This is a genomic window from Halobaculum marinum, assembly GCF_029338555.1.
In the GTDB taxonomy this organism is placed as follows: domain Archaea; phylum Halobacteriota; class Halobacteria; order Halobacteriales; family Haloferacaceae; genus Halobaculum; species Halobaculum marinum.
Genome location: NZ_CP119989.1, coordinates 2,223,570 through 2,236,679, shown reverse-complemented (window position 1 = coordinate 2,236,679; position 13,110 = coordinate 2,223,570). Strand labels below are relative to the sequence as shown.

The 13,110-nt window shown below is 63.3% G+C and carries 12 protein-coding genes; 5 read left to right on the top strand and 7 right to left on the bottom strand.

All coding sequences use genetic code 11. The features are described 5' to 3' along the window. The first annotated feature begins 24 nt into the window (after positions 1–24). Together P0R32_RS11580 and P0R32_RS11575 are read left to right on the top strand one after the other, a co-directional pair. Positions 25–1,395 carry a sulfatase gene (locus tag P0R32_RS11580; protein WP_276237163.1) on the top strand — a complete coding sequence of 457 codons (1,371 nt, stop codon included), beginning with the start codon at positions 25–27 and terminating at the stop codon, positions 1,393–1,395. Positions 1,396–1,436: 41 nt separating this feature from the next. Further along, a complete protein-coding gene (locus P0R32_RS11575; protein WP_276237162.1) occupies positions 1,437–1,973 on the top strand; it encodes a glycosyltransferase family 2 protein in 537 nt (178 codons plus the stop codon). A gap of 3 nt (positions 1,974–1,976) precedes the next feature. On the opposite strand, the gene P0R32_RS11570 is transcribed toward P0R32_RS11575, so the two are convergent. From P0R32_RS11570 to P0R32_RS11560, 3 genes are read right to left on the bottom strand one after another with little or no spacing between them, the layout of a single operon-like run. After that, positions 1,977–3,404, bottom strand: coding sequence for an oligosaccharide flippase family protein (locus tag P0R32_RS11570; RefSeq protein ID WP_276237161.1), 1,428 nt, complete (start codon positions 3,402–3,404; stop codon positions 1,977–1,979). Positions 3,405–3,443: 39 nt separating this feature from the next. Further along, positions 3,444–4,982: an alkaline phosphatase family protein gene (locus tag P0R32_RS11565; protein ID WP_276237159.1), complete on the bottom strand. Its 1,539-nt coding sequence runs from the start codon at positions 4,980–4,982 to the stop codon at positions 3,444–3,446. Positions 4,983–5,037: 55 nt separating this feature from the next. Next, the gene (locus P0R32_RS11560) at positions 5,038–6,489 is read right to left on the bottom strand and encodes a sulfatase (RefSeq protein WP_276237158.1); all 1,452 of its coding nucleotides are present in this window, start codon (positions 6,487–6,489) and stop codon (positions 5,038–5,040) included. A 110-nt stretch (positions 6,490–6,599) separates the two neighbouring features. Between P0R32_RS11560 and P0R32_RS11555 the strand changes: the two genes are divergently transcribed. Beyond that, entirely contained in the window at positions 6,600–7,520 is a 921-nt protein-coding gene (locus P0R32_RS11555) for a sulfatase-like hydrolase/transferase (RefSeq protein ID WP_276237157.1), read from the top strand. A gap of 51 nt (positions 7,521–7,571) precedes the next feature. Continuing rightward, positions 7,572–8,615, top strand: coding sequence for a glycosyltransferase family 4 protein (locus P0R32_RS11550; protein ID WP_276237156.1), 1,044 nt, complete (start codon positions 7,572–7,574; stop codon positions 8,613–8,615). Here P0R32_RS11550 and rfbB read toward each other — a convergent pair whose 3' ends face one another. The 3 genes from rfbB to P0R32_RS11535 are packed head-to-tail and all read right to left on the bottom strand — an operon-like array spanning position 8,616 to position 11,136. Next, positions 8,616–9,542 (bottom strand): dTDP-glucose 4,6-dehydratase, encoded by a 927-nt coding sequence (gene rfbB, locus P0R32_RS11545; protein WP_276237155.1) that lies wholly within the window; start codon positions 9,540–9,542, stop codon positions 8,616–8,618. Between the two features lie 36 nt (positions 9,543–9,578). Then, the gene (locus P0R32_RS11540; protein WP_276237154.1) at positions 9,579–10,292 is read right to left on the bottom strand and encodes a sugar nucleotidyltransferase; all 714 of its coding nucleotides are present in this window, start codon (positions 10,290–10,292) and stop codon (positions 9,579–9,581) included. A 43-nt stretch (positions 10,293–10,335) separates the two neighbouring features. Further along, on the bottom strand, positions 10,336–11,136 hold the full coding sequence (locus P0R32_RS11535) for an aldo/keto reductase (RefSeq protein ID WP_276237153.1): 801 nt from the start codon (positions 11,134–11,136) through the stop codon (positions 10,336–10,338). Positions 11,137–11,278: 142 nt separating this feature from the next. Between P0R32_RS11535 and P0R32_RS11530 the strand changes: the two genes are divergently transcribed. Further along, complete coding sequence (locus tag P0R32_RS11530; RefSeq protein ID WP_276237152.1) at positions 11,279–12,205, top strand: GT-B fold glycosyltransferase domain-containing protein; 927 nt, start codon at positions 11,279–11,281, stop codon at positions 12,203–12,205. A 9-nt stretch (positions 12,206–12,214) separates the two neighbouring features. Here the strand turns inward: P0R32_RS11530 and P0R32_RS11525 are convergent, their stop codons facing one another. Further along, entirely contained in the window at positions 12,215–13,108 is an 894-nt protein-coding gene (locus P0R32_RS11525) for an alkaline phosphatase family protein (protein WP_276237151.1), read from the bottom strand. Between the last annotated feature and the right edge of the window lie 2 nt (positions 13,109–13,110).

The following is a 13,110-nucleotide window of genomic DNA, read 5'->3' as shown; positions in this document are numbered from 1 at the left end:
CGGTTTCTGGTATATTCCGCTCCGATGAGCGACCCGGGAACCGGTACGACTGACAGGAATGTCATCATCATTTCGGGCGACAGCCTCCGCTACGACAGGGCGACTGACCCGGAGGTGATGCCGTACCTCACGCGCCGGGCCGACGAGGGACTCCACTTTTCGAACGCAGTTTCGAACGCCGGCTTCACTCCCGGGTCGTTCCCCTCGATGATGGCGTCACGCTACCCGAGTAGTATCGACGGCATCGGCATCCCCACCGAGGGTGGCGTGACGACGCTCGCCGAGGAACTCTCCGAGGTGGGCTACGAGTGCGGCGTCTGGTCGGACAACAAGTTCGTCGGCCCCGATTACAACTACGACCGCGGGTACGCGACCGGCTCCGGCTACGAGGCCGGCCTCCGGGACAAGGTTCGGGAGTACGTCGACGAGTCGAGCCGGCTATTCGCACTGTTGGAGTTCGGATACATGCAGATCTGGCAGCGCGTCAAAAATGCACTCACCGAGTCGCACTATTACAGCACGGCGGCCGACCTGAACGGACGGGCCCAGTCGTGGCTCGAAGAGCGCGACCCAGACTCCGATTCCGTCCACCTGTGGCTCCACTATATGGACTCCCACCACCCGTACGAACCGCCCGCCGACTGGATGCCAGACGACCTCGAGACGGTGTCCAATCGAAGCGAGGCGAACAATGTCACTAGGCGAGTTTGCAAGCAGGACGGCGAGGGATGTACGGACGCCGAGATCCGGGACGCAGGTCGCCTCTACGACGCCGAGTGCGAGTATCTAGACACGCAGATCGAGTCGTTCGTCGAGGACTACCTCGTGCCGGAGGGCTGGCTGACCGAGGACGATATCCTCGTCATCACGAGTGACCACGGCGAGATCATCGACGACTACGAGACGTGGGGGGAGTTCGGCCACGGCAACTTCTTCTGCGAGGAGTGTACCCGAGTCCCGCTCATCTTAGACGGTCCCGTCGAATCTGGCGAGCGAGACGGGCAGGTCTCGCTCGTCGACTTGGTGCCGACCCTGCTGGATCTATGTGGCATCGACTCCCCTGCAGAGGACCTTCTGATGGGGCGGTCGCTCCTCGACGATCCGGTGGAGACGGAGCCAGTGTTCTACGACGGCACCCTTGACTTCCACGGCGCACGCGGCCAGGTCGCCAAGCGCTTCAACACCGAGGCCGTCGGCGAGGACACCTACCTGAACACCGAGTATGGAGACGGCGACGAGCGCATCGTGGACGGTGACGAACGCCACGAGGAACTGGACGCGTTCGTACAGGAGCAACTAGCGACCTGCTCCGAACTCGCAGCAGACACGAAGGCGATAGATCCCGACAGCCTGCAGGTCGAGCAGCACATGAAAGACCTCGGGTATCTGGAATGACTGCCGTCAGCGTCGTCATCCCGTCGAACCGAGAACGGGTGTTGACGACAGACTCGATTCCCGACCGTCCCGACGTGGAAGTGCAAGTTCGCCGTGATGAAGGACTCAACCGCGCCCGGAACGCGGGCGTGGCAAACGCGAGCCACGACGTTGTGTTGATCCTCGACGACGACCTCATCTTCGAGACGGCGTGGTTCGACCGCGTGGTCGATCGGGTCGCGGCAGAACCGCGAACCGTCGTCACCGTCAGGGGCACCGGTATTCTGCCGCAGGTGTCGTGGCCCGAGGGGTTCACGCCGGGGATGGGCCGCGTGATGGGCTTCCGGAAGGAGGCGTGGCAGGACACGGGTGGATTCCCGGTTCCCTGCTCACACGGCGGTGACACAGACTTCCTGATGAGCGCGTTCGAGGCGGGCTACACCGTCGTTGGCATCGACCACGAGTTCGAACACCGAGACAACGACGAGGACCACTACAGCCTCCTAGACAACCTCCGGTGGCTCGCAATGCTGCTGCGACGCCACCCGCGGCTGGTTGCCCCTCGCCTTCCAGCGATACTCGCCGAGAAGCTCAGGTAGCACTCACCAGAACTGTCTCTCTTCAGGCACTGCGTTCGTGACTGCGTGTCCCAGGGTCGACCGGAAGTGCGAACTGATCCCTCCGAGCGTCGCGAAGTAAACGACGGCACCGACGCCAACAACGCCGACCAAGCTGAACCACCCCGTAACTCCGACGGTGTCCACGAGCCACGCGACGGCAGCGAACATCACCAGCCCGCTCAGCAGCTGTTTGCCCAGTTGCCACGTGAGGACGAGTTCGTCGAACAGCCTGCGCGCCGCGTAGAGGTAGAGAAAGACCCGGATGACTTCGGTCGTGACTGTCGCGGCGATGACGCCGAGGAGGCCGTATTCCAGGCCCAATCCGACTGCCAGCGGTGCGTGGATGACGAGGACGAGCAACTTCACCCGGAACTCAAGGTCGGGCCGGTCGATCCCGTTTATGACCATCGCGAACGGCAGCCGGAGGGTGTTGAACAGTTGGAACGCCGCCAGCCCGACGAGCGCCAACGCGCCCGCGGCGAAGTCGGGACCGTAGACGACTGTCATCAACTCTGCGGGCATCGCCACCACTCCGAAGAAGATCGGAATCGAGAGGAGACACGTGTAGGAGACAGCATTCTTCAGGTCGTCGACCACGTCCCGATCGATCGAGTGGAGGCCGCTGGCCTTCACCACCAGCGAGTCGCCGATACTCGCGGAGATAAACGTCGCCGGAATCGTCAACCGAAGTGCCGGTTCATACAGCCCCACGGCAGAGCTCCCAACGATAGCGTAGAGCAACAGCACGTCCAGCCGCGAGTACATGTTCTGCAGGAGGCCGTTCGGAACGTTCCAGCGTGCGAACTCGTAGGTGCGCGACACCGTCTCCCGCGAGGGAAGTTCCGGCCGGAGGCGCAAGAGGAGATAGACGACGACGGCCGTCGCTGCCGTCGCGGCGACGAATCCGATAAGGAGACCGAGCACGTGCCATCCCAGCCACAACAGTGTCACCTGTGCAGCGAGGGTGAGCAGACTCCGGAGCGTGTCTGTCCAGAACGACGCCCCAGTGTTCCCGATGCCCGCGTACACCCGGTTGACGAGCGCGAAGTAACTCAGGCTGGCGACCACACCGATGAAGCCGATGCCGAAGGCGAAGGGACCGATGTACGACTGGAGAATGGGGTAGGTGAAGAGCAAGAGTACGGCCAACACCGCGACGAACCCAGTGTTGAACACCACGCCCAGCCCGACATACTCGCGGACGGGCGTCTCCACCTCGCTCACGCGCTTTTTGATCGCGCCGTTCACCCCGCTGGAAATCTGTGCGACGAGGTTCGCCGCCGCGAGCAGTGCGTAGTAGCGCCCGACGCCGTTGACGCCGAGCACACGGGAGAAGATGACGACGCCCAGGAAGCCCGTCGCCGCGAGTGCGAACTTCGCGATAATGGCGATGAGCGCCTCCCGGCTCATGCTCAGATCCGCGGTGCTTTCAGACATCCTCGTCGACGGTCACTCGATGTACCCCAGGTCAGCGAGTCGCTCCTCGACAGCCTCGTCGCGCTCGCTCTGGGACGTTTCGTCGGCTGTGCGGAGCCGCGGGCGCGGGACGTCCGCCGTAGGCATCGTCTCCACGTCGCGCTCGTCGGCGAGGAGGTCGTGCGCGACGTGTCCGTCGAACGTCGGAGACACTGGCTCGCCCAGCACGTGTAGCAGTGTCGGGAGGATGTCGACGATGGAGAGCCCTTCGACGGTGGTCTCGGAGCGGAACGCCGGTCCCTCCGCGGCGACGAGGCCGCGGTAGCGGTGGTTGTAGTTGTTGGTCTTGCTCACCGGCTCGTCGGTCGGTGAGTCGAGCATCGTCGGATACGCGCCGGGGGCGGGGCGGGCGATGACGTCGGGAGCCCACTCGCCGGGGTCGGCGTACGCCTCCTCGGCGAACAGCACGTCACGGAACGCCGGCTCACCGTCTGGGCCGGTTATCGTCGCCAGTTCCGCCTTGAGTTCTCGTTTCAGCGCGTCTGGGTCGTCGACGTTCGGGTGGTCGAAGCGGTCGTCGTTGATGAACAGACAGCCGTAGCGTAGCTCCCACGCTTGGGACTTCGGGTAGTCCACCTCCGACTCGGCGGCCTCCTGGAGGCTCTGTCCGACGCTGGTGCCGATGATATAGTTGTACACCCGGCGGATCCGCTCGTACACCCAATCGGAGCGCTTGCCAACGGCCTTGGCTGCGGCGACCGCCAGGTGTTGTGGGGTGACTTGCTCCTCTTCGACGTGCAGGTAGCCGCGGTCGGCCAACCAGTCGTTGACGTGGATGTTTCGGGTCTTCTTCTCGAAGCCGTGGTCGCTCATCAAGAGGACGTTGTCCGCGAGGTCCGCGAGGTCCGCCGTACACTCGTCGACCACCGTGAGCAACTGACGGTAGTACGTCGCGCGCTCGGCGTCGTCGGAGAAGTTCGAGAGGAGGTGGCCCGCCCAGTCGGGGGTCGAGAACAGCACGAAGCCGAACCGGGGGTCGTACTCGTCGAAGGCTTCGCGGGCGAAGTCGCGCCGCCGCCGCGTTATTTCACAGACGTGATCGAAGTAGACGCTCGGCCGTTTTTTCAGGCTCTTGTCGTGGTCGAGGATGTAGTCGACGTAGCTGTCGAGTTCGCGGAGATGTGGGGGAACGGCGTCCGCCTTATCCTTGGCGAGCATCGCGCTTACGAGGTGCGTGTTGTCGGCGCTTGGCTCCCGCCCGATGGACGCGGGCAGGTTGATGAGCATCGCGTCGTCGAGGTAGTCGTACACCGCCGCCTCGGTTTCGTTCGTCTCGAACGGGCTGACGTCGTAGTCTGCAGATTGCTGAATCATGTTCGTGAGCCCGTGCGTGCCGGGATCCGTTCCCGTTTGGAAGGACGTCCACGCGGGGAGCGTCGTCGGGGTGTCGACGCTCATCAGATCTCCAGACACGCCCTCCTCCGTGACGCGACCGATGTACTCGGGATCGATGTCGAATCGGTCGAGCATATTGTAGGAGAGCCCGTCCAACCCAACCACGAGAAGCTCCATGGTACTTAGGTCCAGAGTGAACCACGTGTCGTTTGAGTGTGTCGGTCCCGACCGCTCAGCGATAGCCCAGCGCCTCTAAACGGGCCTCCGTCCCCTCATCAACCCCCCCCTCGGCACGGACGACGACGCCGGCGTCTGAGAGGTCGTCGAAGACCTCGGCGACTCGCTCGCGGTTGTCCGCGTCCGTCTCCCGGATAGTGTGAGCGTCCTCAATTTCGAGCGTAGTGTGACGATCCTTCCAGTTGACCATCTTCCGCACCGTCCCGTCGTCGGTGTTCTCGTAGAGGACGTAGGTTGCGTCCTCAAACCGGGACACGTCGCCGTCGCAGAACTCGCGCATGCGCTCCCAGTTCACCTCGTTCAGGCCGTGTGTGGATGCGAGTGCCACTCCGTCGTCTCGGGCGAACGCGTCTTGGTCGACGTCGCCCTCGATGGTTGCGCGCGCGACGTTCGCGAACTCGGTGAGCGACGCGACTCGCTCGACTTCCGTCTGCTCGGTCTGTCCGGGGAACTTCACGACGAGCGGCACGTGCAGGAGGCTCTCGTTCGAGCCAACGACGTGCTGGACCGTGGGGAGGTTCGGGCGTATCTCGTCTGCTTCGCCGAATCCCTCGCCGTGGTCGCCCGTGACGACGACAAGCGTGTCCTCCAGCACCCCGCGTTCGCGGAGCGACGAGACGATGCGCTCAACGTAGCTATCGGCCTCCCGGATGGTCCCGTCGTAGAGCCCCTCCAGACGCGCAAGTTTCTCGATCGGCTCCTGTTCGCCGAGGAACTCCCAGTTGCCGTACTCGAGGCTGGACTGGATGTCGCGGGCTGCTTGGTCGCCCCAGCGGTCGTGTTGCGGCGGGGGGTCGTAGGCGTTGTGCGTGCACATGAAGTTCAGGCACGCCGCCCACGGGCCGTCACGCTCTGCCTGCCAGTCGAGAAAGAGGTCGACGTACACGTCGTCTGGAGTCTTCCCGGCGGAGGTGTTTCGGAGAAGCCGGTCGGGGAGCAGTTTTGGGTGGTCCCAACCCAACTTCATCAACGCACCGTTCAACAGCGAACGGACGGGCTGGTCGTGTCGGAGCGAGCGGGCGAGGAACTCTCGGTGTTGGCCGCGGATTCCCTGTGGGTCGGCCGCGTTCGGGAACGGCGGGTCGCGGTACCCTTCGACCGTCTCGAAGCGGTCGAGTCCGGAGGGCGTGGCCCCGTTGATGTAGCCGTTGTAGGAGAACACTCCAGTGTCGTAGCCGGAGGCGGCGAGTTCTTCGAACACCGTGTTGTCGGGGGTGAGCGTGAGTCCCTCGTCGTAGAGCCCGTGTTCGGCGACGTGGAGCCCCGTGAAGAGGCTCGCGTGGCTCGGTAGGCTCCAGCGCCCCGGTGCCCGAGCCTGCCGGTACACCGTCGCCTCTTCAGCAAACTCGTCCAAAAACGGAGTCGTTTCGCGCTCGTACCCGTACAGCGAGACGTTTCGTGCGCGGACGGAGTCGAGGACGAGTAAGAGAACGTTCGGCTGGCTCATCCACGCTATCATGAGACTCTCCGTTATTTGCGTCTTTCGGAGCCCCCCGACACCCGACTCGAGCACCGCATGGAAACATTCACGTCTGGGTTGGCTGTAGGCTGAGACAGATGACGTTTCGGGAGTGGAGTCGCGACGCAGTCTCACACGTTCGCGAGGACGGGGTGGCGGAGGGCGGGCAGAGAGCGGCGCGGGAGTTCTACCAGGGCCTGCTCCGTCAGACCGGCCGTCGGCTTAACTACGGCCGGCGGATATACGACTACGACTGGGACATGGTGGTCGTCCTCGACGCCTGCCGCGCGGACCTGATGGCGGAGGTTGCTGACGAGTACTCGTTCACCTCCAGACAGATCGGGTACTCCTGTGCCAGCAGTTCCGGCGAATGGCACCTGAAGAACTTCGGCGACGAGTACGCCGAGCAGAAGGCCGATACGGGGCTCGTCTCCGCCAACCCCTACACGGACATGCACATCGATGCCGACGACTTCCACCTGCTGGACGAGGTTTGGCGCGACGCCTTCGACAGCGATGCTGGAACGGTCCTCGCCGACCGCGTCACCGACCGGGCGATTACGGCTCATCGCGAACACCGCCCGGGGCGACTCGTCGTCCACTACATGCAGCCACACTACCCCTTCGTCCCGGAGCAGTTCAGCGACGACGGCGGCGGGATGGCGCTCGGCTACGACCACACGCCCTGGGACACGGTCTGGGACCGACTCCGGAAGGGCGACATCAGCCGGGAGCGCGCGTGGGAAGGCTACCGGGAGAACCTCCGGTACGTCCTCGACCACGTGGGAACGCTACTGCAGAACGTGGATGCGGATCGGGTCATCATCACGGCGGACCACGGGAACCTGCTCGGTGAGTTCGGCCTCTACGCCCATCCCCAGTACGTCCCGATCCCCGCGCTGAAGCGTGTGCCGTGGATCGTCACCTCGGGGACCGACGAAGGTGACCACCAACCGGAGGAACGCGAACCGACAGAGACCGACCTCGACGACCAACTCGAAGCGCTCGGTTACAAGTAGCCCGTCGCGCGTGTCGCTGGGATTTAAACGAGCGGCGCGCTCTGGACGCACATGGACAAGGACATCGCGGTGTACGGGCCACTGAACACGGAGGAACTCGGTCCCTCCGCAGTCACCCGAAAACTCGTCCGTGCGCTCGACGCTGTGGGGTGCGACGTGACGCTCTACACGACCGGTGACGACACCCACGACCAGGTCGAGACAGTCCACGTTTCCGGGTCCGTCGATTCGGTTCCCAACTTCGTTCGCACGAAGCGTCGGGTCGCCCGGACTGTCGAGCGAAACGACCACGACATCTTCCACTCTATCCCCGGCCTCATCGACGGGGCGGATATCCAGAGTTGCCTCGGCTTCGCGGGGGACATCCAGATGCTCCTGTGGGCACCACACATCATCAACCCGCGAGAGTTCGTCGGCGCGAACATCTACTCTCTGCTGAAAGCCATCGGCTACCACCGGACGGACACCATCGTCGCAGCCAGCCCGATGGTCGCGGACCAACTCAAGACGTACGCTCGGTGCTCCGCCGACGGTGTCATCCCTCTCGGCGTAAGCGAGGCCGACCGGTTCGAACCGGGCCCCGTCTCGGACCCGGTTCGGGTTCTCATCCCGGCACTCATCGGTCCAATAAAAGGCCAACACCGCGTGCTCCAGCATCTCGATCCGAACGACGAGCGCTACGTCGTCGACATCGTCGGCCCAGTGAAAGACGAGGCGTACGCCCAGAAGCTCTCGGCGTGGGAACACCGAATGCACGGCTACAGCCACGACATCGAACAGCATTACCGCGATGCAGACGTGGTGCTCATCCCCTCGGAACACGACAACCACCCGACGACGGCCATCGAGTCGGCGGGAGCGGGTTGTAGCATTCTCATCACCGACACGTGTGGGTTCGCGACACTCTCGGATGCGCGGCAAAATCACGGCGTGGACGTCGTGAGCAACGGCAAAGAGATGGCGGAGACGCTCGAGTACCTCGTCGACCACCCTGAGGTACTGGCCGAAAAGAAGCAGGCAGCCTACGAACTCTCGGGAACGATGACGTGGGAGCGAATCGCCGAGCAGTACGTCGAGTACTACCGCGACCTGTAACTACTCGGTGTAGTAGTCGACGGTTCGGGCCAGCCCCTCCTCGAAGGTCCACGTTGGCTCCCACCCGAGACCCTTAATTTTGGCCGTGTCGAGGGCGTAACGCTGGTCGTGGCCGGGGCGGTCCTCCACGAATGAGATCTGTTCTTCGGACCCATCGACTGCGTCGATGATAGCCTCCGTGACGTCGAGATTCGTCCGCTCTTCCGCGGTGCCGACATTGTACACTTCTCCGACCTCGCCCTCGTGGAGTACAACGTCGAGTGCCCGGCAGTTGTCCTCAACGTATATCCACTCGCGCACGTTCGACCCGTCGCCGTACACCGGGAGGTCGTCCCCGGCGGCCGCGCGCTGGATGAACTTCGGAATCAGCTTCTCCGAGTGCTGTCGCGGCCCGAAGTTGTTACACGTCCGTGTCACGACCACCGGAAGTCCGTATGTCGTCTCGTAGCTCATGGCCAACAGATCCGCGCTGGCCTTCGTTGCAGCGTAGGGGTTCCGCGGGTTGAGAGCGTCCGCTTCCGAGAAGGTCCCGTCGAGTATCTGCCCGTACACTTCGTCGGTCGATATCTGGAGGAAGCGGTCGACGTCGGCGTCTCGTGCAGCATCGAGAAGCGTCTGCGTCCCACCGACGTTCGTTGTGACGAACGGCTCGGCACCTTCGATAGAACGGTCGACGTGGGACTCCGCCGCGAAGTTGACGACGGCGTCCACGTCAGAGACGAGGTCGGTCACGAGTTCCCGATTCCGGATGTCGCCCTCGACGAACTCGTGTCGCGGGTCGTCGAGCACGCCGTTGAGGTTCTCCTTCGACCCCGCGTACGTGAGTGCATCAAGAGAGACGACGCCGATATCCTCATACTCGCGGAGGAGATAGTGAACGAAGTTCGAACCGATGAACCCTGCCGCGCCGGTCACGAGAACGTCCATACCGACCGGAGCGGCCCCACCTATTTCAGCGTACCGTCAGGCGTCCCGACTCTCTGCGACGAAGTTGCTCGCTTTTAGGAGTCCGTCGGGGGTGCCCACGTCGAACCACTGCCCGTCCAACTCGCTGTAGCCGAGCGAGTCGTCCTCGATGTACGTCCGGTTGAGGTCAGTAACCTCCAACTCGCCGCGGTCCGACTTCGTGAGCTCCGGGATTCGATCGAACACGTCCGACGTGTAGAGGTAGAGTCCGATGACTGCGGTGTTGGTCTCCGGGGAGTCGGGCTTCTCTTTCAGTTCTATGACGCGGTCGTCTTCGACCTCTGCGACGCCGTAGCGGGATGGGTCGGAGACTTCCTTCAGGAAGATCATACACTCCTCGTCGCTTTCATCGAACTCCGTGATGCTCTCGCTGATGTCGTCCATCACGATGTTATCACCGAGCACAACCGCGAACGTGTCGTCGACGAACCGCTTCGCGAGTTGGATGGCGTGCGCGATGCCTGCGGGCTCATCCTGCACCTTGTAGCTGAACTCGGCGTCCTCGAACTCCTCTTCGAGGAGTTGGATGTACCCGCCGATGTACTCCGGGGCGCTGATGACGAGTATCTCCGAGATGCCATTCTCCAAGAGGGTCCGAACGGGGTAGAATATCATCGGCTCGTCGTAGACCGGGAGGACGTGCTTGTTCATGATCTTCGTCATCGGCCGTAGCCGGGTCCCACGCCCGCCCGCCAGAACAACTCCTTTCATGGTTTGCGCTCTGCGTAATCGCGCAAAAAGGCTTTGATAGGGACTATCGGTTCCATGGCGCAAACTCGTAGTCGACGACGCGACGTTCCGTCTCGATGGCGTCGATGCGGGCACGTTCCTCCGGCGTCAGTGCTAGCGCTGTCGCGGCGTAGTTCTCCCCGATGTGGTCACCGGTCGCCTTCGGTATTGGGTAGGCGCCACGGGCCAGCAGCCACGCGAGCACGACCTGAGCAACCGTCGCGTCGCGCTCAGTCGCGATGTCACGCAACACGTCTGAGCCGAACACCGCTCCACCGGCCAGCGGTGTGTGAGCGACGACGTCGACCCCTTCAGCGCGACATGTCTCCAGCAGGTCGTCCTGCGGCAAGAAAGGGTGCATCTCGATCTGATTCGCACACAGCGGTACGGGCGAGACCGATACTGCCTCCCGCAGCAGGTCGGCCGTGAAGTTACAGCCACCGACGTGTCGTACCGCCCCCGATTCGACAAGTTCGCCCATGGCTCCGAACGTCTCCTCGGGGTCGTACGTGTGCGCCGGCCAGTGGACGTAGAGGAGGTCTATCGTGTCCAAACCCAGGCGATCGAGGATCGATCGCGTCTCGGTCAGCACTGCGTCGTGGGTGAGGTTCTTGGAGTGAAGTTTCGTGGCGATGAATATCTCCTCGCGTGGCACGTCGCTCTCGGCAATGGCTTCCCCGATCGCAGCGGTGTGGCTGTACTGCTGGGCGGTATCGAGGTGCCGGTACCCCACGTCGAGCGCCTCCCGCACTGACTGCACCGCGACGCTCCGACTCTCGAAGCCGGCTGTCCCGAATCCCAGAGAGCGTGAGGAGACTGGACCCATGGATCGGGGTCAGCTCCGCGAGATAAAACCGTTTGCTTAAACGCAGACGCAACGCCATCGCTGGCTGGACGCACACGCAACGCCGTCCGTGGCTGGGCGTACACGCAAAACAGTTATCCACACGTCTCTCTTCCGGGCGTTTATGGACGACCTCGCCTTCGTCTTCGCCTCCGGGAGCGGACAGGTCGGGACCCAGTCCCGCCACCTCATCCGCTCGATCCGCCGTCACCACGCGGAGGCACCTGTCTACGTCTACGTGCCGGCCGAGGAACTCGACGACATGAACGAGACGGTGCGCGAGGAACTCGCCGCCAACGCCACCATCCTCGAAGGATCCATCCCGATTCCCGAGTACCCGATTTCGACGAAGATCGCGGCGCTCAAAGCCGCGGAACGCGTCGCCGACGCGGCGTACCTCCTGATGCTCGACACTGACGTACTGGTGCTCGACGAAATCGAGGCCCACCGCGACGAGGACGCCGATCTGTACTTGAAACCTGTCGATGTCGGAAACCAGTTCTGGGGGCGAGAGCGCTCCCACGACCGCTGGCGTGCACTGTACGAGCGATACGACCTACTATTCCCAGAGCGTCGCGTCGAGAGTACGTTCGACGGACGGGAGATGCTCCCGTACTGGAACGCGGGCTTCGTGCTCACGCGAGTCGATGACTTCGGCACCGAGTGGCTTGAGGTGACGGAGGCCCTCCACGGCGAGATACCCTACGACCGGCACGCCGACCAGGTGGCGCTCGGTCTCCTCTCGGAGCGGTACGCTACGGAGACGGTCGACAATCGGTACAACTACCCCATTCACCTCCGTCTTCGCTGCCCACCCGACGTGCGGGTGCTCCACTACCACAACGCTCCGAACTTAGTGAAGGTCTCGGATCAAGGAATTCGCGACCAAATTCGTGCGGTCGGGCTGGGCGACGCCATCGACCTCCCGGCGGGTGAACGTGTTCGACTGCTCGCCGACGGCGTCCAGAACTACGTCCGACGGCGCACCCTCCCAATCGACGAGACGCACGCGCTCGAACGGGCGTATCTGAAGGCGCGCTCGCTCGTGTGACGTAGTCAGTCAGTCGATATACCCCAGATCCCGAAGCTGTTCTTTCGGGAGGTCGAGATTCGACTCCTGGTACTCGCCAACGTCGATGCGCTCTTCGACCCACTCCTTGACGTCGAAGACGGACTTCGGTGGCCCGTCAGGATGGGTGGTCGACGCGAACGCGCGGAAGGCGTGTTTCCCGGGGACTTCTCCCGGGTCGAGGAAGGAGGTGTAGCTGCCGTGGTCACTCAGAATGAGGAGTTCGTCGTCTTCACCGAGTCCCTCGCGGACGTGGCGCACTTGCTCTGCGGTCCAGCGGTAGAGCCGTTCGAGTTCGTCCTCCTGTTCACCGTAGGCGTGTGAGGCCATGTCCACCGTGTGGACGTGGACGCCAGCGAGTGCGATCGGGTGCTGTGCCATCTCACGTGCCCACGCAAACTGTTGGACGGCCATTCCCTTCAGCTCCCGCTCGAAGTACTCTTTGGGAGGGTCACCGTCGGTAATCTGCCAGGTCTTGCGCAGTTCTGCGCCGTTGGCGACGCCGGGCCAGTTGTGGACGACGGCGTACTCCGGGTCGAATATCGTCGGCGCGTCAGTGACGCCGACGGTGTACTCCTCACCGGTAAGCGCCGTGATCTTGTTGCCGAGCCACGCCCGGGTGTGGACGTCGAGGTGGCCGACGAACTTCGAGGCGAAGTCGATGAGTGGGTTGTTCCACGAACTGGTTCCGTCCTCGGTGACGCCGTGCTCCGTCGGATGAAGGCCGGTCGCGACGGTCGCCCACGCTTCGGGTGTGAACGGGTGTTCGAACTGGTGGGCGACGGTTTCCATCTGGGTGTGAGCGTCGAGGCGGTACTCGTCGATGTCGTAGTGTTCTACGAGCTTCGTGTCGAGCGCGTCGATGGCGAGGATGACCAGAGTCATGT

What these genes read in the sequence shown, in the direction of transcription:
- P0R32_RS11580 (WP_276237163.1), top strand. Translation starts at nt 25, where the DNA reads ATGAGCGACCCGGGAACCGGTACGACTGACAGGAATGTCATCATCATT.
- P0R32_RS11570 (WP_276237161.1), bottom strand. Translation starts at nt 3,404, where the DNA reads ATGAGCCGGGAGGCGCTCATCGCCATTATCGCGAAGTTCGCACTCGCG.
- P0R32_RS11565 (WP_276237159.1), bottom strand. Translation starts at nt 4,982, where the DNA reads ATGGAGCTTCTCGTGGTTGGGTTGGACGGGCTCTCCTACAATATGCTC.
- P0R32_RS11560 (WP_276237158.1), bottom strand. Translation starts at nt 6,489, where the DNA reads ATGAGCCAGCCGAACGTTCTCTTACTCGTCCTCGACTCCGTCCGCGCA.
- P0R32_RS11555 (WP_276237157.1), top strand. Translation starts at nt 6,600, where the DNA reads ATGACGTTTCGGGAGTGGAGTCGCGACGCAGTCTCACACGTTCGCGAG.
- P0R32_RS11550 (WP_276237156.1), top strand. Translation starts at nt 7,572, where the DNA reads ATGGACAAGGACATCGCGGTGTACGGGCCACTGAACACGGAGGAACTC.
- rfbB (WP_276237155.1), bottom strand. Translation starts at nt 9,542, where the DNA reads ATGGACGTTCTCGTGACCGGCGCGGCAGGGTTCATCGGTTCGAACTTC.
- P0R32_RS11540 (WP_276237154.1), bottom strand. Translation starts at nt 10,292, where the DNA reads ATGAAAGGAGTTGTTCTGGCGGGCGGGCGTGGGACCCGGCTACGGCCG.
- P0R32_RS11535 (WP_276237153.1), bottom strand. Translation starts at nt 11,136, where the DNA reads ATGGGTCCAGTCTCCTCACGCTCTCTGGGATTCGGGACAGCCGGCTTC.
- P0R32_RS11530 (WP_276237152.1), top strand. Translation starts at nt 11,279, where the DNA reads ATGGACGACCTCGCCTTCGTCTTCGCCTCCGGGAGCGGACAGGTCGGG.
- P0R32_RS11525 (WP_276237151.1), bottom strand. Translation starts at nt 13,108, where the DNA reads ATGACTCTGGTCATCCTCGCCATCGACGCGCTCGACACGAAGCTCGTA.